This is a genomic window from Superficieibacter sp. HKU1 (assembly GCF_029319185.1).
Lineage (GTDB): Bacteria > Pseudomonadota > Gammaproteobacteria > Enterobacterales > Enterobacteriaceae > Superficieibacter.
In genome coordinates this window covers 2,333,694-2,353,737 of record NZ_CP119754.1, presented here as the reverse complement: position 1 = coordinate 2,353,737, position 20,044 = coordinate 2,333,694, and the positions used below count along the sequence as shown (strand labels likewise).

At 50.3% G+C, this 20,044-nt stretch carries 21 protein-coding genes; 15 read left to right on the top strand and 6 right to left on the bottom strand.

Features of this window, described 5'->3' with window-relative positions; genetic code table 11:
• Positions 1-16: 16 nt before the first annotated feature.
• From P0H77_RS11235 to P0H77_RS11170, 14 genes are all read left to right on the top strand, one after another.
• Entirely contained in the window at positions 17-1,606 is a 1,590-nt protein-coding gene (locus P0H77_RS11235) for a methyl-accepting chemotaxis protein (RefSeq protein ID WP_276164960.1), read from the top strand.
• Between the two features lie 62 nt (positions 1,607-1,668).
• Positions 1,669-2,595, top strand: a complete 927-nt coding sequence (gene glsB, locus P0H77_RS11230) for a glutaminase B (protein WP_276164959.1) — start codon at positions 1,669-1,671, stop codon at positions 2,593-2,595.
• Entirely contained in the window at positions 2,595-2,957 is a 363-nt protein-coding gene (locus tag P0H77_RS11225; RefSeq protein WP_276164958.1) for a DUF4186 domain-containing protein, read from the top strand. The genes glsB and P0H77_RS11225 overlap by 1 nt, the downstream gene beginning before the upstream one ends.
• Positions 2,958-3,138: 181 nt before the next feature.
• A complete protein-coding gene (locus P0H77_RS11220) occupies positions 3,139-4,131 on the top strand; it encodes a diguanylate cyclase (protein WP_276165109.1) in 993 nt (330 codons plus the stop codon).
• Between the two features lie 52 nt (positions 4,132-4,183).
• A complete protein-coding gene (locus tag P0H77_RS11215; protein ID WP_276164957.1) occupies positions 4,184-5,152 on the top strand; it encodes a sensor domain-containing diguanylate cyclase in 969 nt (322 codons plus the stop codon).
• Positions 5,153-5,234: 82 nt separating this feature from the next.
• The gene (locus P0H77_RS11210; RefSeq protein WP_276164956.1) at positions 5,235-5,762 is read left to right on the top strand and encodes a GNAT family N-acetyltransferase; all 528 of its coding nucleotides are present in this window, start codon (positions 5,235-5,237) and stop codon (positions 5,760-5,762) included.
• Between the two features lie 118 nt (positions 5,763-5,880).
• Positions 5,881-7,332, top strand: a complete 1,452-nt coding sequence (locus P0H77_RS11205; protein ID WP_276164955.1) for a tagaturonate reductase — start codon at positions 5,881-5,883, stop codon at positions 7,330-7,332.
• Positions 7,333-7,527: 195 nt separating this feature from the next.
• Complete coding sequence (locus tag P0H77_RS11200; RefSeq protein ID WP_276164954.1) at positions 7,528-8,442, top strand: bestrophin family protein; 915 nt, start codon at positions 7,528-7,530, stop codon at positions 8,440-8,442.
• A gap of 64 nt (positions 8,443-8,506) precedes the next feature.
• Positions 8,507-8,959 (top strand): NUDIX domain-containing protein, encoded by a 453-nt coding sequence (locus P0H77_RS11195; RefSeq protein ID WP_276165108.1) that lies wholly within the window; start codon positions 8,507-8,509, stop codon positions 8,957-8,959.
• Positions 8,960-9,079: 120 nt separating this feature from the next.
• A complete protein-coding gene (locus P0H77_RS11190) occupies positions 9,080-9,787 on the top strand; it encodes a phage antirepressor KilAC domain-containing protein (protein ID WP_276164953.1) in 708 nt (235 codons plus the stop codon).
• Between the two features lie 220 nt (positions 9,788-10,007).
• A complete protein-coding gene (locus tag P0H77_RS11185) occupies positions 10,008-10,868 on the top strand; it encodes an aldo/keto reductase family oxidoreductase (RefSeq protein ID WP_276164952.1) in 861 nt (286 codons plus the stop codon).
• 271 nt (positions 10,869-11,139) lie between these two features.
• Positions 11,140-11,376: a DUF2171 domain-containing protein gene (locus P0H77_RS11180; RefSeq protein ID WP_276164951.1), complete on the top strand. Its 237-nt coding sequence runs from the start codon at positions 11,140-11,142 to the stop codon at positions 11,374-11,376.
• A 219-nt stretch (positions 11,377-11,595) separates the two neighbouring features.
• On the top strand, positions 11,596-12,177 hold the full coding sequence (locus P0H77_RS11175) for a YrbL family protein (protein ID WP_276164950.1): 582 nt from the start codon (positions 11,596-11,598) through the stop codon (positions 12,175-12,177).
• Between the two features lie 128 nt (positions 12,178-12,305).
• Complete coding sequence (locus P0H77_RS11170) at positions 12,306-12,818, top strand: GNAT family N-acetyltransferase (RefSeq protein ID WP_276164949.1); 513 nt, start codon at positions 12,306-12,308, stop codon at positions 12,816-12,818.
• A 318-nt stretch (positions 12,819-13,136) separates the two neighbouring features.
• Here the strand turns inward: P0H77_RS11170 and P0H77_RS11165 are convergent, their stop codons facing one another.
• Together P0H77_RS11165 and P0H77_RS11160 are read right to left on the bottom strand one after the other, a co-directional pair.
• Entirely contained in the window at positions 13,137-13,568 is a 432-nt protein-coding gene (locus P0H77_RS11165) for a nuclear transport factor 2 family protein (protein WP_276164948.1), read from the bottom strand.
• Positions 13,569-13,755: 187 nt separating this feature from the next.
• Positions 13,756-14,994, bottom strand: coding sequence for an MFS transporter (locus P0H77_RS11160; protein WP_276164947.1), 1,239 nt, complete (start codon positions 14,992-14,994; stop codon positions 13,756-13,758).
• A 262-nt stretch (positions 14,995-15,256) separates the two neighbouring features.
• On the opposite strand from P0H77_RS11160, the gene P0H77_RS11155 reads away from it, so the two are divergent.
• The gene (locus P0H77_RS11155; RefSeq protein ID WP_276164946.1) at positions 15,257-16,585 is read left to right on the top strand and encodes a glycoside hydrolase family 10 protein; all 1,329 of its coding nucleotides are present in this window, start codon (positions 15,257-15,259) and stop codon (positions 16,583-16,585) included.
• A 5-nt stretch (positions 16,586-16,590) separates the two neighbouring features.
• Here the strand turns inward: P0H77_RS11155 and P0H77_RS11150 are convergent, their stop codons facing one another.
• From P0H77_RS11150 to P0H77_RS11135, 4 genes are all read right to left on the bottom strand, one after another.
• The gene (locus P0H77_RS11150; protein ID WP_276164945.1) at positions 16,591-17,130 is read right to left on the bottom strand and encodes an RNA polymerase sigma factor; all 540 of its coding nucleotides are present in this window, start codon (positions 17,128-17,130) and stop codon (positions 16,591-16,593) included.
• 5 nt (positions 17,131-17,135) lie between these two features.
• The gene (locus P0H77_RS11145) at positions 17,136-17,558 is read right to left on the bottom strand and encodes a hypothetical protein (RefSeq protein ID WP_276164944.1); all 423 of its coding nucleotides are present in this window, start codon (positions 17,556-17,558) and stop codon (positions 17,136-17,138) included.
• A gap of 165 nt (positions 17,559-17,723) precedes the next feature.
• Positions 17,724-18,455: a MerR family transcriptional regulator gene (locus P0H77_RS11140; protein ID WP_276164943.1), complete on the bottom strand. Its 732-nt coding sequence runs from the start codon at positions 18,453-18,455 to the stop codon at positions 17,724-17,726.
• Positions 18,456-18,636: 181 nt separating this feature from the next.
• Positions 18,637-19,857 (bottom strand): diguanylate phosphodiesterase, encoded by a 1,221-nt coding sequence (locus P0H77_RS11135; protein WP_276164942.1) that lies wholly within the window; start codon positions 19,855-19,857, stop codon positions 18,637-18,639.
• Between the last annotated feature and the right edge of the window lie 187 nt (positions 19,858-20,044).

Genomic DNA, 20,044 nt, shown 5'->3' with positions numbered 1-20,044 from the left:
GTTATAGATGAAAATTATGAACTTAACTCAAATTCTTCGCCGCCATGCACAGCGTGTTATCCCCCGCCAGTTTGGTTTGCTGGCGGGAATGCTTTGTATCATCGGCCTTTTTTCGGCGCTGCAAATCTCATCCTCGCTGTTATTGTCGCATTCGCTGCAAAGCGCGCGGCAGAATGAACAGCGCAATCAGCAAACCCATCTCCAGCAGGTCAACGTCGATGAGGCGCGGGTAGCCCTGTTGACGGCCAGTGATTTACTGAACCGGGCTGGCGTCTGGTTTATGCAGGATCGTGATACCGGCTCGGTAGGGAGCTGGAACGGCTTGCTTGATGAGGCGCAAAACGCGCTGGCACATTCGCAAAAAGCCTGGCAGGCGTGGCAGGCACTCAATCCGCCCGGTGATGACGGTCTCATCAATAGTTACCAGCTATTTTATAGTGCCATCAAAGAACAGGCCGATGCGCTGGGGAAAAACCAGTCTATCGATGCTTTCTTTGCCGTGCCGGTGCAGGCCTTTCAGGCGGATTTTAACGAGAACTACGCCCGCTTTCAGCAAGCCAGTGAGCAGCGTGCGGGAGAAGGGCGTCAGGCGTTGATGACCAGTCTGGCGTCACTGCAAACGCTTTTTCTGCTCGCGCCAGCCCTGCTGTTGATTATTGCGGTGGCGGTCTGGACCGGCATGTCGCGCTGGGTGATTGTGCCGCTGCGACGGCTGATTGCGCATATCAATCGTCTGGCGGCGGGCGATCTCTCCGCGCCGCTGCCGCCGGTACGTCGATTCAACCGGGAGATTAATCAGCTCAGCCAGAGTATTGGTGAAATGCAAACAGGTCTTCAGCAGCTGGTGATCCAGGTCAATGATGCCACGGCCTCAATGGTAGGCAATATTCATCGTCTGGCGGAAGGGAATCAGGCGCTTTATCAGCAGTCGGTAAAGCAGACGCGGGAACTGGATGGCGTTACTACCCATATTGCCACGCTTGAATCACATGTAGAGGGCAATACCGGCTACGCACAGCAGGCAAGTCTGCGAGCGGACGAAGCGCGTCAGGTGGCGGCGGGCGGTGACCGGATGATGGAAACGGTCAATCAGTCGATGCGGGAAATCGTCGAGCGATCCGCTGAGATGCGTGGCATTGTGGCGATGATTGATAACGTTGCCTTCCAGACCAATATTCTGGCGCTCAATGCGGCCATAGAGGCGGCACACGCCGGTGAGCAGGGGCGCGGCTTTGCCGTGGTGGCAAAAGAGGTAGGTCTGCTGGCGCGTAAAAGCAGTCATTCCACCCAGACCATCCAGCAACTGATTAATCATTCCCTTCAGGGGATCACCGACGGATCCAAAGCGGTGACCCGGCTTGAGGATAATCTCCAGCAGGTCACGGGACTGGTCGGCAAACTCAGTAGTCTGCTGAGCGATATCTCGCAGGCCACGCTGAGCCAGGGAGAAAGCATTCATCAGATGACCCGTCAGCTGCATGCGCTTAACCTCGTCGCACGCCAGACCGGCGATTTGGTCACTCACGCCTCGCAGGCTTCACAGCAACTTCAGGATGACTCGCAGCAGCTTACGCTGGCGGTCACGCGTTTTCGGCTTCCAGCCTGACGTCTGATATTCAGCTCTGATATACTCGCAGGCCGAAAATGGCCTGCGACAAGGAGCAACAGGTGGCAAAGGTCATCACAACAACGTTACTTGAATCCATTCTGGCCGACGTCAGACCGTTAATCGGTCAGGGGAAGGTGGCGGATTATATTCCGGCACTGGCTGCCGTTAACCCACACAAACTGGGTATAGCGATTAGCACCGTTGAGGGGCAGCATTTTGCCGCCGGTGATGCCAGTGAACGGTTCTCGATCCAGTCTATCTCTAAAGTGCTCAGTCTGATTGTGGCGATGAACCACTATCCTGAAGACGAGATCTGGCAGCGGGTGGGTAAAGATCCCTCCGGACAACCGTTTAATTCGCTGGTGCAGCTGGAGCTTGAACAGGGGAAACCGCGTAATCCGTTCATTAATGCCGGAGCGCTGGTGGTATGCGATATGCTACAAAGTCGCCTGAGCGCACCGCGACAGCGGATGCTGGAAATTGTCCGTCAACTCAGCGGCGCGGCAGATATCAGCTACGACAGCGTGGTCGCACGCTCTGAGTTCGAACATTCCGCCCGTAACGCGGCAATCGCCTGGCTGATGAAGTCTTTTGGCAATTTTCATAATGATGTTCCGACCGTGCTGCAAAACTATTTCCATTACTGCGCGCTGAAAATGAGCTGCGTGGAGCTGGCGCGAACCTTTTTATTCCTTGCGGATAAGGGAATGGCGCCGCACCTGAATGAACCGGTGATCACGCCGCTCCAGTCGCGGCAGGTTAATGCCCTGATGGCGACCAGCGGCATGTACCAGAGCTCCGGTGAGTTTGCCTGGCGCGTGGGACTGCCTGCAAAATCAGGTGTCGGAGGCGGTATTGTGGCCATTGTGCCTCATGAGATGGCCATTGCCGTCTGGAGTCCGGAGCTGGATGGCACCGGTAATTCTGTGTCTGGCGTGGCGGCGCTGGAAAAGCTGACGCAGCAGCCCGGACATTCGGTATTTTAATGAATCGTTTTGATACGCTTTTTGCACGCCTGGCGCGTTCAACCTTTCGCTCCCGCTTCCGCCTGGGTCAGAAGGAGCGACAATATTGTCTGGATAAAGGCGCGGAAACCGTCAGCCAGCATGCGGCTGACTTCGTTGCCCGCCGTCTGGCCCCCGCCGAGCCGTTGAATGACGGCAAACAGACTCCTTTGCGCGGGCATCCCGTGTTCATTGCGCAGCATGCCACCGCGACCTGCTGTCGCGGCTGTCTGGAAAAATGGCATAACATCCCTCAGCATCAGGCGCTTTCTGACGAGCAGCAGGCCTATGTTGTGCAGGTCATTTTCCACTGGCTTGTGATCCAGATGAATCCGCCTCGTTAACACTAATAAATGCTATTGTTTAAAATAGGTTAATCGAACGCTAAGAAGTGCTAAATCACTTGCTACCGGCTTTTATCGTCAATAAGATAAGTCTGCATAGGCAGCGGAAAATCGTGTCATGAACGAATCTGACAAGCTAATAAAGAATGAGCGGGTTACCTGTGCCAGATTTGTCAGACGCATGTATCTGATGCGCACGCTTGGCACGCTGCTGTGCTTCTTTCCGGTTCTCTCCGTTCTGGTCGAACTTGACCGTCCTGGCTGGCTGCTGGTTTTACTGGCAGCCAATGCCTTTATCTGGCCGATAGTTGCTTATCTTCGGGCTAAAAACGCTGCCCTCCCGCTGGATAAAGAACATCATAACCTTATTTTCGACACTGTAGCGGGCGGTTTCTGGATCGCCATGATGGCGGTGAATCTTCTGCCGTCGGTGGTGATTGCAACCATTTTAATGTCTGACCGGGTGTCTGCAGGCGGCTTTCCGTTATTACGTAAAGGCGCGGCGGTGATGCTCGGAGCATTTGCTATCACCTGGCTGGCGCTGGGATTTCCCTTTTCGCCTGTGGTGTCACAAACAACGTTGTATGCCACGCTACCGTTAATAGCTATTTACGTGTTTGCACTCAGCGTGCTTACCAATTCAATTGCCTGCAAACTGCGTAAAAACAGTCGTGAGCTGGAGCGGATTGCGATGATGGATCCGCTGCTGGATATTGCTAATCGTCGCTTGCTGGAGCAAAGAATTGAGTTTGAACTGATCAAGCTGCGGCATAACACCCACCACTCGGCGTTGATGTTTATCGATATCGACAATTTCAAAGAGGTTAACGATCGCTACGGGCATGAAGTCGGCGACTCTCTTTTAGTGACAGTGTCACAAATATTGCATGTCGCTACCCGTAAAACGGATACCCCGGCACGTCTGGGGGGCGATGAGTTTGTGATCCTGCTGCCGGAGACGCCCGATGACGAGGCAAAAAACATCGCCAGGCGAATTATGGAAGCAGTGTCGGTGATGACGGTTTTGCCTGATAACACCCTCTCTTTAACGCTCAGTATCGGGATTGCGCAGGCCACGAAAGAGATGATGTCCTCTACCGACTGGCTAAAGGCCGCCGATGATGCGCTTTACCAGGCCAAACGCGAAGGGAAAAATCGTATCTATGCGCACTGATGAATTCGCTGCGCTGGCATAGACTGAAGTATCAATGATAAAAGGAGATGCAATGAAGAGTCCGGCCATACCTGTGAACGAACCGCAACGCCTTGCCTCGCTACATGAGTCTGGGATCCTTGAATCCGGCGATCCGCAGCGCTTTGACCGTCTGACCCGTCTTGCAAAGCGCCTGTTTGATATTCCTGTTGCGCTGGTAACGCTGGTGGATGAAGACGTACTAATCTTCAAATCCCATGACGGCATCGATATCACCACCTTACCGCGCACTATTTCATTTTGTGGGCATGCCATTCTCAGCGAATCGCCGCTGGTGGTAACGGATGCTACGCAGGATGTGCGTTTTGCCGATAATCCGCTGGTGGAAGGGGATGCGCACGTGCGTTTTTACGCCGGGTATCCGCTGCGCCTGCCTGATGGGGCGGTCGCGGGCGCTTTTTGTCTGGTAGACCGACAGCCCAGAACCTTCAGCCATAGCGATCTCGACATGCTCAAAGATCTGGCAGCTATTGTCGAAGGCGAATTTGCCGCCATCAATGCAGCCACCACTGACGAACTGACCGGGCTGTTCAATCGCCGTGGTTTTAATAACCTCGCAGATTATGCCATTCGTTCCGCCGCACGGCGCGCGGTGCCGCTGACGCTGGGCTGGCTCGATCTCGATGGTTTCAAGAAAATAAACGATCGCTGGGGCCATGCGGAAGGGGATGCTGCATTAAAAACCATGGCGATGCTACTGAAGACTTCATTCCGCGATACCGATCTTACCGTGCGTTACAGCGGTGATGAGTTTGCCATTCTTTTTTCCGACACTGACGAAAACGGCGCCTGGATTGCAATGCAGCATCTGGTTGAAGAAGCGGAAGCCTTTAACCAGACGTCCGGCAAGCCCTGGAAGCTTGCCTTTTCATGGGGGGTAACTGAATTTGACCAGAATGGCTCAACCCTTCAGGAATGGCTACGAACAGCCGATCAAAAGATGTATACCATGAAAAATAAGCAAGAAGGCAAAGGCCGCTAACATCATTAATTCCTATGAGAGAAAAGCTTGTGTAATTAGTTTGTTAAAATAATAGTGATGTGGTCATTTACTAGGAGTACGTATGGCTACATCAATTTCGCTGCATACCTTTTCACGTAACGATATTCTGCTTCATCTCGACGCCCTCACCGACATTCTTGAGAACTGTATTAATGGCGGGGCTTCCGTCAGTTTTATGCTTCCCTGCCAGCCCAACGTCCTGCGGGCCTGGTGGAGAACTATTGCCGACAGCGTGGAAGCACAGGAGCGGCTGTTACTGGTGGCGCTGGATGCCCGTCAACAGCCCGTTGGTACCGTTCAGCTTATTATCGATCAGCCCGAGAACCAGCCGCATCGCGCGGACGTTGCCAAATTACTCGTCCACGAGCGCGCGCGACGGCAGGGCGTGGCCGCCAGATTGATGTCAGCCCTTGAATTGCTGGCGCAAGAGCATCATAAAACGCTGTTAGTGCTGGACACCGCGACAGGAAGCGGGGCGGAGACGTTCTATCAACGCTGCGGCTGGCGCAAAGCCGGCGAAATTCCCGATTATGCCCTGATGCCGGATGGCGCTCTGACCGCAACCAGCGTCTTCTATAAGCAAATGTAAATTTTTTTTACTATAGCGTCACGATTTGATCAAAACAGGGTTTTATTGGTTTTAAAGTCTGTTAAGTTATTGGACCAATTCTACTGAGTTGTATGATTAATTAAAAAAGGACCCTATCGTGAAAACGCTGAACCGTCGTGATTTCCCCGGAGCAAACTATCCTGAACGTATCATTCAGTTTGGTGAGGGCAACTTCCTGCGCGCCTTCATTGACTGGCAGATCGATCTCCTGAATGAAAACACCGACCTCAATGCCGGTGTGGTGATTGTCCGTCCGATTAAAAGTGATTTTCCGCCGTCGTTAAGCACTCAGGATGGGTTGTATACTACTATCATTCGTGGACTTAATGAGCAGGGGGAGGCGGTCAGCGATGCGCGTCTTATCCGTTCGGTTAATCGCGAAATCAGCGTTTATACACAGTACGATGAGTTTCTTAAACTGGCGCATAACCCGGAGATACGCTTTGTATTTTCGAACACCACCGAAGCGGGCATTAGTTACCATGCTGGCGATAAGTTTGAGGATGCCCCCGCAGTAAGCTATCCGGCAAAGCTGACGCGTCTGCTTTTTGAGCGCTTTAGCCACTTCAACGGCGCGGCGGACAAAGGCTGGATCATCATTCCTTGCGAATTGATTGATTATAATGGTGAAGCATTGCAGGAACTGGTGCTGCGCTACGCGCAGGAGTGGGCGCTGCCTGCTGAATTCACCACCTGGCTGAATGAGTCTACTTCCTTCTGTTCCACGCTGGTAGACCGTATTGTTACCGGTTATCCGCGTGATGAAGTTGCACAGCTTGAAGCTGATTTGGGCTATAAAGATGGCTTCCTGGACACCGCCGAGCATTTCTATTTGTTCGTGATCCAGGGACCTAAATCACTGGCGTCCGAGCTGCGCCTGGATAAATATCCGCTTAACGTACTTATTGTTGACGACATCAAACCGTATAAAGAACGTAAAGTGGCGATTCTCAATGGTGCGCATACCGCGCTGGTCCCGGTCGCCTGGCAAGCGGGTCTGGATACGGTCGGCGAGGCGATGAACGATCGCGACATCTGCGCGTTTGTCGAGAAAGCCATTTACGAAGAAATCATCCCGGTACTTGATTTACCGCGCGATGAACTGGAATCGTTCGCCAGCGCAGTAACAGGCCGTTTCCGCAACCCGTATATCAAGCATCAGCTGCTGTCTATTGCGCTAAATGGCATGACCAAATACCGCACGCGTATTCTGCCGCAGCTACTGAAAGGGCAGAACACGTCGGGTAAATTACCGGCCCGTCTGACGTTTGCGTTAGCGGCATTGATTGCGTTTTATCGTGGGGAGCGCAACGGTGAAGGTTATCCTGTACAGGATGATGCACACTGGCTTGAGTCTTATCAGCAGCTGTGGGCGAAGCACCGTGACCAGCAAATCACGACCGCTGAGCTGGTTAGCTCGGTTCTTAGCGTCAGCGACCACTGGGAGCAGGATCTCACGCAGGTGCCTGGACTGGTGACGCAGGTGACAGCAGATTTGGATGCCATCTTGTCTAAAGGAATGCGCGACGCAGTACAACCGCTTTGCTAAATAATCAGCCCGGCTTTTAGCCGGGTTTATCAGGAGTTTTATTAGTTACAACATACAAATACCTTATAATAATACACACCAACTTGAACCATAGTACCTGTAAAATTCAATCAGTAATAAAAGCGGGCTCTTGCTTGAAAGTGTGATGACAATCACGTTTAATTCTCTAGTTATTCACCTGCAAAAAAATCCAAAATGATCATAAGACCGCAACAACACTGGCTGGCGCTCATTTTTGTCTGGCACGGCTCAGTGCTTTCAAAAGTTATTTCCCGACTGCTACTTAACTTCCTGCTTTCCATTGCCGTGATCGTGATGCTGCCGTGGTATACCTCGTTAGGCATTAAACTCACCGTCGCGCCTTTTAGCATTCTCGGCGTCGCTATCGCCATCTTTCTCGGCTTTCGCAACAATGCCAGTTACTCACGCTTTGTCGAAGCACGACAGCTTTGGGGGCAGTTGATGATAGCGGCTCGCTCGTTATTTCGCGAAGTCAAAAACACCTTACCCGAAGATGCGCGACTCGGAGAATTTGTTCGCCTGCAAATTGCTTTTGCCCATTCATTGCGCATGACGCTTCGCCGTTTACCGCAGGAAAATACGTTAGCGTCATTCTTACCGGCGCATCAACTTCAGCAGGTGCTTTTTTCACATTCACCGGCAAACCGTATTTTGCTGCTGATGGGGGAGTGGCTGGCCGTGCGCCGCCGCAGCGGCGATCTTTCCGACATCCTTTTTCATAGCCTGAATAATCGGCTGAACGATATGTCCGCCGTGCTGGCAGGCTGCGAGCGTATTGCTAATACGCCAATCCCTTTCGCTTATACTCTTATTCTGCACCGTACCGTTTACATTTTCTGTATTTTGCTACCGTTCGCGCTGGTCGTCGATCTGCACTATATGACGCCATTTATTTCGGTGCTGATTTCCTATACGTTTATTTCTCTGGATGCACTGGCCGAAGAACTTGAAGATCCTTTCGGACTGGAAAATAACGATCTCCCGCTGGACGCTATCTGCAATGCGATGGAGATTGATCTCCTGCAAATGAACGATGAAACCGACATCCCGCAAAAACGACTGCCGGATAAAAACTATCAGCTTACATGATCATGTTGAGGGGCCTATGCAGGAACTCAGACCTACCGCCATCGACGTTACGGATGACTGCGCCATGAGAGAGCGACCTTCTGCCCGCTTACTGATCGTCAATGCCGCAGAACAAATCCTTCTTTTTCGCTTTACTCATACTAATGATGCGCTGCAAGGCCGCGCCTACTGGGCAACGCCCGGTGGTGCAGTGGAGGAGGGGGAAAGCTTTGAGCAAGCTGCGATCAGAGAGCTTTATGAAGAGACCGGAATTATTGCTCGTCATCCAGGCCCGGCTGTGGCTCAGCGTTCATTCTCAATGCTATTGCCCAGCGGCGAACAGGTGCTGGCCATAGAACGGTTCTATATCATTAGAATATCCGATCACGATGTGAGTAGCGATCGCTGGAGCCTGAACGAGAAGCAGGTGATCAGCCGTTATAAATGGTGGGATCGCCAGGCGCTTGCCCGGACCACCGAGACCGTTTTCCCGGATAACATTGTCTCTATCCTCCAGAATGAGGGGAACACGATCTGACAGCTCATGAACGTTCACATGGCCTAAACCGCTCAAAAAAAGAACTGGATATTTAACCAGTGCATTGTATACTATTTCAACTACCCGCGTGGGTGTTGTAAGTGAGTGAGTGGTGAACCTATGATGATTACGTTTGATAGCCAACGGACCCTTGACCAGTCTTCCCTGATGAGTAGCCGTGAAATTGCTACCCTGACCGGTATTACTCATGGCGAAGTAAAACGTATTATTAATGGGCTGGAGACGGCACAACGTTTTACTCAGCCCGTTACGGTGAGTCTTTATGAGCGTGAAGGCGAAACGTACCAGGAGTTTTTCCTGAATAAACGCGATTCGCTTCTCGCTGTAGCACGTTTGTCTCCGGGATTTACAGCCGAAATGCTGGACCGCTGGCAGGAGCGTGAAAAGCGCGACAATCTGCCCGATTTCACTAACCCCGCGACTGCGGCGCGTGCCTGGGCCGAACAGTATGAGCAGCGCCAGATAGCCGAGCAACGGCTGGCACTTTCAGTGCCAAAAGCGGAGTTTTTCGATCGCTACGTGCAGGTTGAAGATTCTCTCGGTTTTCGTCAGCTGTGCAAAATGCTCAGGGCTAAAGAAACCGAGTTTCGCCAGTTCTTGCTGGAACGCAATATTATGTACCGGGTGAATGGCGTACTGACCCCACATCATCATCATGCGCAGGCTGGCTATTTTACGCTGCGTTCGGGCGTGGGTGAAAACCAGCATACCTTTTCGCAGGCGCGTTTTACTGCAAAAGGGGTGAAATGGATTGCCAGCCTGTGGGCCGGTTATCTGGCGACGCAGTCCAGAAGCGCGGCGGCGTAATTTACGTTTCATGTTACTTAATAAGCGTGCCCGCCGCGTTGCGGGCATAATCGAAGCTTTGTCATCTCTTCAACCGTCCCACCGCGACGTCAACCTGCGCCCCAGCTGAATTCATATTTGTTTGCTTTTTCGTACACCCTGTCCGTATTGTGCCGTATATTATCACCACTGGAATAAGAGGTTATTGTGTCATTTCATTCCGTGTAAAGGACAAACTCCCATGCAGACAAAACGTGATCACAGCTTCACACTCGGCGATCGTCAGGTAAAACGCATTGGTTATGGCGCTATGCAGCTGGCAGGGCCGGGAGTATTTGGTCCGCCAAAAGACATCGATGCAGCCCGCGAGGTTTTACGTGCGGCCCTGGCGGCAGGTGTTAATCATATTGATACCAGCGATTTTTATGGTCCACATGTGACCAATCAGCTTATTCGCGACACCTTATCCCCCTACGCAGACGATTTGGTTATTGTGACCAAAATTGGCGCACGCCGCGATGACAAAGCCAACTGGCTGCCAGCCTTTTCTGCGCAGGAATTGCGCCAGGCGGTTGAAGATAACCTGACCAATCTGGGCCTTGAGCAACTTGACGTGGTCAACCTGCGTCTGATGTTCGGTACTCACCAGCCGGAAGAAGGTTCACTTGAAGCACCGCTGAGCGTACTGGCAGAGCTCCAACAACAGGGACTGGTACGTCACATTGGCTTAAGTAACGTGACGATGACGCAGATCGAAGAAGCACAAAAAATCTGTAAAGTTGTCTGTGTGCAAAACCATTACAACCTGGTGCACCGGCATGATGACGAAATGATTGATGCATTAGCGGCTAAGGGCATTGCTTATGTGCCGTTCTTCCCGCTGGGCGGGTTTACGCCTATTCAGTCATCGAAACTCAATGACCTGGCTGCGCGTCATCACGTGACACCTATGCAACTGGCCCTGGCGTTTTTGCTACAGCGCTCAGACAATATTCTGCTGATCCCGGGCACCAGTTCGGTAACACATTTGCATGAGAACCTGGCAGCAGGTGAAATAACGTTATCTTCAGAGATTATTGAGGAACTTAATTCCCTGGTATAACAAAAGTGCGGGGCGGGTAATTTCCCGCTCTGCGTATTTTCTGATGGAAATTATTACAGTTGATAGAATCATAAATTGGAGAAAATTTGCGCCCATTTTCTGACGTTCGCCAGAAAATATTTCCACATCTATTTCATTCCAATATTTGAAACATTCCGCACGGGCTTACATCACGGCAATTTGTTTCAAAATGCGAACATCGCGTGCAGAACTGAATTTCTGGTCTATGCTTTATAAGGTTCCGTAAACATAAACCAACAAAAGGTATTTTATGATTAATAAAAGCGAAATTAAAGACCATACTCAGGTTGTAGCGAGCTGCGGTACTCATGTTGGTGTTGTCGATCACCTTGACGATCAGGATCGGATTAAGCTATCTAAAAGCGACCCGGAAGCGGGTGGTAAACACCATTTTATTCCGCTGGCGTGGGTGGATAAAGTGGATGACAATAAAGTTATCCTCAACAAAAACAGCAAAGAGGTTTTTGCTGGCTGGCAAGAAGCGTAATTTGTTCTAAAAAAAGCCCCTGAAGCAGGGGCTTTTTTTGCGTCTGTACACCGTCACCTGTTGGTTAAATCACTCTCAGGCGGTTGTTTTTTGAGCGAACGTACAATCTGTATATCACCTGTTAATCAAAAATAATATAAAATCCTGTTCATCTTCCAGACTCGCCTACACAGGTACGAGTCGGCACTTCATTTCCATCGGATAAGAGTCAAAACTATCATGAAACCAGAGCTTGTATTAACCGATGATGATTTACTGGCAAAGGGCAACGATCGTTACGTCTTTCAGCATCCCCAGGATAGTAACTTGCTGATTAAAATAGTGATCCCCGGCATTGCAAAGTATAAAAGCAAACAGCGCGAAGTTTATCGGGAAATCAAAGAATGTAAGCCGAATAGCGAAACTGACGCCCTCTACATGCAAAAGATCGAGGGGCTTGTTGAAACAAATAAAGGGGTAGGGCAAGTCATTGTAAAAGAGTGCGATGAGCATAGCCACATCGCACAAACGCTTTATCAGATTGCTCTGAATAAAGAACTTGATGCAATAAAATTGCAGAAGCTGAATGTTTTTTTAGCATGGTTTGTAAGTACCAGCGTTATTATTAATTCCTTGCATTGTAAAAACATCGTCTATGCCTGGGACCGCGATCGTCAGGAATATCGCTTTAAAGTTATTGATGGTTTCGGTGACAAAACGTTTTTTCAGCTGAGTAAGCTTTCCGGAGCAATACGCGATAAAAATAAAATCAAATGCCTTAGGCGGATGCTCAGAGATTTGAACTGTCTGCAACAAGCGTAACGGCATCGGTTTAACATAATCTGTACAGAGAGCCCGGAAGGTGATATTTCCGGGTTTCGCTTTTGGAGAGGTGCCAGACCCAATGATTATTTCCCGTCAATATTCTCCAGGATACATAGGGTAAAAGAATGCCGACTATCGTCACGGAACGACTGATCTTACGTCCACAGATGATCAATGATTATGAAGTATGGTATCCCATGTACGCCGATCCAACACTGATGAATGGGTCAGGCTTCACGCCTGAAGAAGGCTGGAATCGTTTACTGCGCAATGTTGGCCACTGGACCTCGTTTGGTTATGGCATATTTGCGATCCTGCGAAAATCTGATGGCGCTTTTCTTGGAGAAACAGGACTGGCAAATTTCCATCGGGGTATCGATGAGAACTTCGAAAACTATGCCGAAGCATCCTGGGTTGTATCGCAAGCCGCCCAGCATCAGGGTATCGCAAAGGAAGCCGCTACGGCGGCACACACATGGTTTGTCAGCGCATTTTCACCAGCCAAAACGATCTGCCTTATTGCGAAAGACAATGCCGCCTCGGTTAATGTTGCTGAGCATATCGGCTATCAGGTGTATGGCGAGTGCATTTATAAAGGTGCTGAGTGTCTAAAGCTGGAATGTCTGTGGATGAAGTGAAACGTTTTGCCGATGGAACACGCTAAGCGTTGAGCGGGATGATGCCGGCGTCACAGAGAAATCAATTCAGCTGTAATGAAAACAGCCAGGACATCTGAGGCGACCAAAACTGGTTTAAAAGCACTACTTAACCTTAGTGCGCATAATGTATATTATGTTAAATGCAATTATCCATTTGTTCCCAACCACCCGCACCTTACGATTAACCATACACTTACACTCCACTTCATTTTGGTGTCAAAGATATCTGCTTCCGCTCATGCCACGCTTAAAAGCAGATTCTGGCACATCAATTCTGATGCGCCAGAGGACTCGATTTTAGAGCGGTAATTTATATGCCTGGCGGGCTAACAGTTTCCACTCACCCGCATTGTCTTTTTTCATGACCAGCATCACACCGATTTTCACGTCCCCGGGTTTACCGCTGTCGTTAGTTTTCGCCTCCAGAATATGGCGGACAATCGCAACATCCCCATCAACCTGAACAGTTTGGTCACTCAGGTTCAGCGTCTGAAATCTTGATTTTCCAGTCACAATTGCGTTGACAAATTCAGCGTTATTTTCAACTCGCCCGCTTGAGTGGCCATAGCTCAGGGAAGGCAATCCAACTTTTTCCAGACTGGATTTTTCTCCACTAAGCATGGCAAGGCGCATGTTTTCCACTGCATCAGTGACTGCTTTTATATCAGTACTTTGCGCCATACAGGTACTGCTTAAAAGTAACAATGCCATATAAAATAATTTTCTCATATCAGTCTCCGGTTTACGTTTTCTTAATCCAGAATAAGTGGCAAAAATGTCATCCCATCAGGATACGGTTACTTTCTGCCGCCATAAAACAGAACAAGAGACTATAAAAAATAAAACATTATTTCATATGCTGTGATCACACATTTGAAACATCATTTCATAAATAAAATACCGGGGCCCACAATGCTCACACCACCTTTTCATTCTCCAGCTTCTGGCGTTTACGCAGATGTGGAAATATCGTCATCCACACCGCAACCACCACCAATGTCCCAATTCCGCCTAATGCAGCTGCGGGCACCGCACCGAGCCATGCGGCCAGCACTCCGGATTCGAACTCGCCAAGCTGGTTGGAGGTGTTGATAAAAATCGCATTCACCGCATTGACGCGCCCACGCATATCATCTGGCGTATCAAGTTGAACCAGTGCGCCGCGGATCACCATGCTGACCATATCGAAACCGCCAAGCGCGACCAGCGCCAGTAGTGACAACCAGAGCTGGGTGGAAAGCGCAAATATCAGCGTTGCCAGGCCAAAGCCTGCCACCGAGCCAAACATAATGATGCCGACATTTTTCTCCAGCTTATGCCGACTCAGCCACACGCCCATCAATAGTGCGCCAACAGATGGGGCTCCGCGGAGTAGTCCGAGCCCCCACGGACCGGTATGCAAAATATCCTGAGCAAAAATGGGCAACAGCGCAGTCGCTCCGCCAAGCAGTACGGCGAACAGATCCAGAGAAATGACACCCAGGACATCTTTACGTTCCCGAATAAAGCGTACGCCAGCAAACAAATTGGTTAAATTCATCGGCAAGCGGATCTGTGCTGGACGTTCATAGCGCAGCTGGCTGACCAAAATGATGGAGCAAAGGTAAAACAGTGCCGACACGCCGTAGACCACTTCCGGCCCGATCACATACAGTAACCCACCCAGCGTGGGCCCAATAATCACCGCCGCTTCACCGCTGACCGAACTGGCGGCCATTGCACGCGCAAGGATCGGCGGAGGAACCAGAGACGGCAGCATCGATGTCATTGCGGGCCATTCCAGGGCTTTTGCCACTGAAATTAAAAAAACCAGCCCCCAAATCTCGAATTGATCGGCCCAGTGCAGGAGCGTCAGAGCGACCAGTCCCAGCAAAGCCCCCCACTCTATTAACTGTCCAAGAAGGACAATCCGGCGACGATCGAGCTGATCTGCCAGATGCCCGGCGGGTAGCGCCAGCAGAACTGAGGGTAAAAATTGCATCAGGCCAATCATACCGAGCGCCATCGCGCTATGGGTTAAGGCATATATCTGCCAGCTGACGGCGACGGAAAACATTTGAAAACCGAACGATGAGCAGGTTCGTGCCAGCCAAAAAGCGACAAACGACCTGTGCCGCAGCAGAGAATCATCTGCTACAGTGTGTTGTGATCCCATATTCATCCCATTAAAAATATGTTTCGGCTAACGTCATGGCATTAGCCTGATAAGAATTTCAACCAAAAGTAATTGTCACGTAGTCCTTATTAAACATAGGGCTAAGCTATTTTCACATCAAATTAACAATATCAGCCTGCCAGCAGGCTGTCATTGACTGGATGAGCCTGTATATCGCAATTGCTCGCATTTCTTGCTTGTAAGTTGGCTTCACCAGAGGCCTAATATCCTGATTATAAACGTTGAAACTACCGGACTTCGCATGGCCGCCCATTGCCTTAAGGTTCCTTTCGTTAAACGGTTAAGCGCGCTGGCTTGCTGCGCCCTTTTCCTTGCCAGTTGTTCATCTAAAACGCCAAAATCTGTCGTGACTCCCCTTCCCCCGGTAGCGAAGCAGCCGCTGCCCGGCGCATCGCAACAGGATCAGGAGCCCGTACGCGGAGTCTGGCTGGCAACGGTCTCTCGTCTCGACTGGCCCCCGGTAAACTCCATCAATGCCAGCAGCGCTGAGAGCCGCAACCGGCAACAGCAGAAAGCGTTGACCGATAAGCTGGACGAGCTTAAAAGTCTCGGGGTAAATACCGTTTTCTTTCAGGTGAAGCCGGATGGTACTGCGCTCTGGCCATCTAGAATATTGCCCTGGTCTGATATGCTCACCGGTAAGACAGGTCAGGATCCTGGCTACGATCCGCTCCAGTTTATGCTGGATGAAGCCCATAAACGTGGAATCAAAGTGCATGCCTGGTTCAATCCCTATCGTGTCTCGGTAAATCTCAAGCCGGGTACCGAAGCTGAACTCAACCGAACCTTATCCCTGCATCCGGCCAGTGTTTTTGTTCTGCATCGCGACTGGGTCCGCACCTCAGGCGATCGCTATGTGCTTGATCCAGGCATCCCCGAAGTGCGGGACTGGATAACCAGCATCGTGGCGGAAGTAGTAGCTCGATATCCGGTCGATGGCGTTCAGTTTGATGATTATTTCTATACTGAATCTCCCGGCGCAAAGCTTAACGACAGTGAAACGTTCCGTAAATACGGTCAGGGGTTCGCGTCGAAAGCTGACTGGCGGCGGAATAATACCGAACAGTTGATTGAACAGGTTTCACGCGCGATCAAACAACTGAAGCCCGAGGTTGAGTTTGGCGTCAGTCCCGCTGGCGTCTGGCGTAATCGATCTTTTGATCCGGCAGGCTCTGATACCCGTGGCGCGGCCGCCTATGATGAATCGTACGCCGACACCCGGTGCTGGGTTCAGAAGGGATTGCTTGATTACATTGCCCCCCAACTATACTGGCCCTTCTCCCGCAGCGCGGCGCGTTATGACGTACTGGCCAACTGGTGGGCAAACGTGGTGAAACCCACTAATACGCGACTGTATATCGGTATTGCATTGTACAAAGTTGGCGAACCATCCAAAAAAGAACCTGACTGGATGATTGACGGTGGCGTTCCGGAGTTGAAGAAACAGCTAGATTTGAACGAGGCCAATCCGCACATTAACGGTACGATTTTATTCCGCGAAAGCTATCTACATCAGCCGCAAACGCAGAAAGCTGTCTCTTATCTGAGGAGCCGCTGGGCACAGCAATAGCATAATCAACGTTCAATCAGCTGATCATAGAGGCTGTGTAATCTTACCCGCAGATACAGCACAGCCTTATGTTTACGTGACAATAGTGTTTGAGCGCTCAGACCGGTTTCTTCAGCCAGTTGTTTAACGCTATATCCCTGCAATTCCGTTTTTACAAAGGCCTCGCGCTGTGTGGGAGGCAGTTCAGCGAGCGCCTCCTCCAGTTCATCCCAAAACAGCGCGCTTAAATAGTCTTCCTCAGGTGTCTGCGGTACACCAAATAAAGTGGCTTCAAGCTCACTCTCCGAAAAATCAGCGTCGCTATCAAGATCGGACAATGACAGTTCACGTTTTTTACGTGACCGATCCGTCATTTCATTACGCGCTGCACGGAACAGCCAGGCAGCAATGTTTTCCACCGGCTGTTCAATTTTCATTAACTGATAAGTGACTTCCTGCAGAACATCGTCTGCCTCATCGCGTACCGCCATGCGGCCGCGAATAAAGGCTTTCAGTCGGGATCGACAAGCGTTTAGCGCCGATACCAGTATTGACTCGTTCTTCATTACGCTTACTCGCCTGCTGACTTTTCTTCAGGCTGTGAAGCGTTTTTCTCGCCATCATCATGATACTGGCATCCACCAAAACGCGAGCGATGGCCAAAGCCGGCCCGCCGCTGCTGGATAAATTCCTCGCGCTGCTCCGGGGTCATATTCATCCAGCGTTCATGCATGCGGCGATGCTCGCGTACCATGCCGAACATACCTGGGCGCATCCCGAGTCCGCCAAAAAGAATACGGCATAATATCAGCAGCCCAAGCGCCTGCCAGAAACCAATCGTGGTGACTCCGATAATGCCCGGAAGTATTGCATTCCACAGTGTCATGACCACTACGCCCAGTAAGACAAACAGGGCCGCGCCAATGATCACCGGTTTGCCCATGCGGCGTCGACCGAATCGATGTCCATGAGGGTGCGTGTCGAAATCTCTCATAATGTCCTGCCTCGTTATGTTAATAGGTATTTGTAATGAGGTAGACGAATGACGACGGGAAATATTGCTAAAAAAATGAAAAAGATTTACGAGGGATAACGTGTACTGAGGGGAAAAACGCTAGCGTGTTATTAATAAAGAAAAAGGGTTTTAGACCCTTTATCTTTATACGCCATGATAAGTAATGGCAAAGCCCTGCTCCTGCCAGTGAGCTAACTGCTCATGTTGTCGTCGTGACAACGCTTTGCCTGTCCATAAAAAAATTTGCTGTCCGGGGAAGAGTTCCGGCCTCGGTGCATCCAGCGGTTCCGCCAGTACGGTAATATGCCAGCCGCGCTGCGAAAGTCGCCACGCCTCAAGCCATAATCGGGTATGGTCATCGCTTCCCCACCCAATCAATAATGCCTCTTTGCCCTCTTTCTTTCGCGCTTCAGAAAGGCATGAAACCGCATAATCTATCAACATTCCATCCAGTAAACTGCACATGGTACGGGCTGTATGTTGGTCGAGACTCAGTTTCTGACGCACGGGTACAAAAACGTTGTCGATAAGGTTTTCTGCTGAATGCTTGCGCCCTATTTCCACTATTTTTGCGCGAAGACTAACGGGATGAACATGCCGCAAAATGCTCATCATCTCTTCCTGAAGCGATGCCCATCCATCATGGGCAGCAACCAATTCTCCTTCAAGCAGCAACTTCACCTTGCCTACGGGCACACCACTGTCTACCCAGCGTTTAATTTCTTCAATACGCTGAATATCGTCTTCATCGAACTGACGATGCCCGCCTGTGCTACGTTGAGGTTTAAGGAGACCGTAACGCCGCTGCCACGCCCGCAATGTCACGGGGTTGATCCCACATCGTTCAGCTACATCACCAATGCTATAAAAAGCCATTCACACTCTCATACTTAAAACCGGAATGTACAAGTTTAAGCTAGCAATTCACCATGGCTTGTACAAGTTTTTTTTATTGTACAACGTGAAGTTGCTGGTTTGTATAAAAGACGTATCAACCTCAGGCACAAAAAAGCTGCTGATAATGCTATCAGCAGCGTTTATTTTGACGAGGATAACGTTAAAAGTTGCTTTTCTTCTCTGGCCAGAACACCGCGGGAATAGCCCCTAACGCCGGTTTAGCAAAAAGATGTCCCTGGAACATCGAAATTCCGGCGGACTCAAGCCACATCCACTCTTCTGCTTTCTCGACGCCTACGGCGGTGATGGAGATTTCAAGCGATGTACAGCATTTGATGATGGCCTGAATAATTGCCTGGCGCGGACCACTTTTATGCACATCCTTGATCAGATCGCGATTTATTTTGATGCGATCCGGCTGGAACTGGGCAAGAAGTGAAAGTCCGGCAAAACCGGCACCAAAGTGATCGATAGCAACCCGGATACCGGCAGCTTTTAACTGCCTTACCGCATCAGTGAACTCATCAAGGCGCGAAATAATTTCGCTTTCAGTGAAATCTACAATGATCTGTTCCGGAACCAGTCCATTGACTTCAATTTCCGTCAGCAAAAAGCGCACCGCGTCGGGAACATTTACCAGCGTCATCGGCTGTAGATTGACCGTCAGGGTCTGCTCTCCGAGATTCAGCGCTGCAGCCATTTCGAAAGCCACTTTTTTACTATGAAGGTCTGCCTGATAGAGCGCATCGCCGCTCAGAGAACCAAAAAAAGCCTGCGGAGAAGCGCCGTCAGTGGTACGCAGCAAGGCTTCAAGCGAGACAATTTCCTGGGCAAGCGGATCGATGGTCGGCTGGAAAGCGAAACTGCAATCCGCGGTTAAATCACGCTTCGAATCTTGCGGCAGTACAGTATTGCCATCGGAGATAAAGTCCCATGAATCCCCGGCGGGGATCTCGAAATAGTTCTCTTTTTCCCGCGCCTCAACGAAGGTACGGAAGAACTGCAGCGCGCGGTCATCATAAATTAACTGATATTTAGACGTCCCTTTATCAAGCACGACCTGAAGCACTTCATCCCTGTCATGTTCGCGTAAATCAAAGAGTTCCATTCCGGCCTTACCAAAACGGCGTGAGGGCGAGTAGTCACGCAGAAGCTCAACGACGTTGTAATGGCGATCGTCTTCACAAATGTGACGATAAATAGTGGTAACGCTTTCCTGAGGGCCTTCAAGCAGCTGGAAAAAGTGGGTGCCATTAAACAACAGAATACCGGTGACGCCTCCATGGCTGTTCTTTTCGTTTGCCGCTGTAACCATCTCCTCCAGCGCTTTATAAGGGACGTTGTCGCAGAAATGGCTGCGGTAAATGATAGTGGTAAGCATGAAGATCTCATAGGCCTGATGAATGAACGATCACACTAGCAGATAGTGGTTTTTGAAGCTTGTACTACTTGCGCATTTTTTTAACTTTCTCCTGACAATCTGACCACATGATTGATGTGCCACTATACTGTGATGGTGAAATCCCGCGTGCTGTACAACTCAAAAAGATTCAGTGCATCAAAAAAAT

What these genes read in the sequence shown, in the direction of transcription:
- P0H77_RS11190 (WP_276164953.1), top strand. Translation starts at nt 9,080, where the DNA reads ATGATGATTACGTTTGATAGCCAACGGACCCTTGACCAGTCTTCCCTG.
- P0H77_RS11220 (WP_276165109.1), top strand. Translation starts at nt 3,139, where the DNA reads ATGTATCTGATGCGCACGCTTGGCACGCTGCTGTGCTTCTTTCCGGTT.
- P0H77_RS11180 (WP_276164951.1), top strand. Translation starts at nt 11,140, where the DNA reads ATGATTAATAAAAGCGAAATTAAAGACCATACTCAGGTTGTAGCGAGC.
- P0H77_RS11145 (WP_276164944.1), bottom strand. Translation starts at nt 17,558, where the DNA reads ATGAGAGATTTCGACACGCACCCTCATGGACATCGATTCGGTCGACGC.
- P0H77_RS11215 (WP_276164957.1), top strand. Translation starts at nt 4,184, where the DNA reads ATGAAGAGTCCGGCCATACCTGTGAACGAACCGCAACGCCTTGCCTCG.
- P0H77_RS11170 (WP_276164949.1), top strand. Translation starts at nt 12,306, where the DNA reads ATGCCGACTATCGTCACGGAACGACTGATCTTACGTCCACAGATGATC.
- P0H77_RS11175 (WP_276164950.1), top strand. Translation starts at nt 11,596, where the DNA reads ATGAAACCAGAGCTTGTATTAACCGATGATGATTTACTGGCAAAGGGC.
- P0H77_RS11225 (WP_276164958.1), top strand. Translation starts at nt 2,595, where the DNA reads ATGAATCGTTTTGATACGCTTTTTGCACGCCTGGCGCGTTCAACCTTT.
- P0H77_RS11165 (WP_276164948.1), bottom strand. Translation starts at nt 13,568, where the DNA reads ATGAGAAAATTATTTTATATGGCATTGTTACTTTTAAGCAGTACCTGT.
- P0H77_RS11210 (WP_276164956.1), top strand. Translation starts at nt 5,235, where the DNA reads ATGGCTACATCAATTTCGCTGCATACCTTTTCACGTAACGATATTCTG.
- P0H77_RS11135 (WP_276164942.1), bottom strand. Translation starts at nt 19,857, where the DNA reads ATGCTTACCACTATCATTTACCGCAGCCATTTCTGCGACAACGTCCCT.
- P0H77_RS11140 (WP_276164943.1), bottom strand. Translation starts at nt 18,455, where the DNA reads ATGGCTTTTTATAGCATTGGTGATGTAGCTGAACGATGTGGGATCAAC.
- P0H77_RS11200 (WP_276164954.1), top strand. Translation starts at nt 7,528, where the DNA reads ATGATCATAAGACCGCAACAACACTGGCTGGCGCTCATTTTTGTCTGG.
- P0H77_RS11155 (WP_276164946.1), top strand. Translation starts at nt 15,257, where the DNA reads ATGGCCGCCCATTGCCTTAAGGTTCCTTTCGTTAAACGGTTAAGCGCG.
- P0H77_RS11150 (WP_276164945.1), bottom strand. Translation starts at nt 17,130, where the DNA reads ATGAAGAACGAGTCAATACTGGTATCGGCGCTAAACGCTTGTCGATCC.
- P0H77_RS11195 (WP_276165108.1), top strand. Translation starts at nt 8,507, where the DNA reads ATGAGAGAGCGACCTTCTGCCCGCTTACTGATCGTCAATGCCGCAGAA.
- P0H77_RS11235 (WP_276164960.1), top strand. Translation starts at nt 17, where the DNA reads ATGAACTTAACTCAAATTCTTCGCCGCCATGCACAGCGTGTTATCCCC.
- P0H77_RS11185 (WP_276164952.1), top strand. Translation starts at nt 10,008, where the DNA reads ATGCAGACAAAACGTGATCACAGCTTCACACTCGGCGATCGTCAGGTA.
- P0H77_RS11160 (WP_276164947.1), bottom strand. Translation starts at nt 14,994, where the DNA reads ATGGGATCACAACACACTGTAGCAGATGATTCTCTGCTGCGGCACAGG.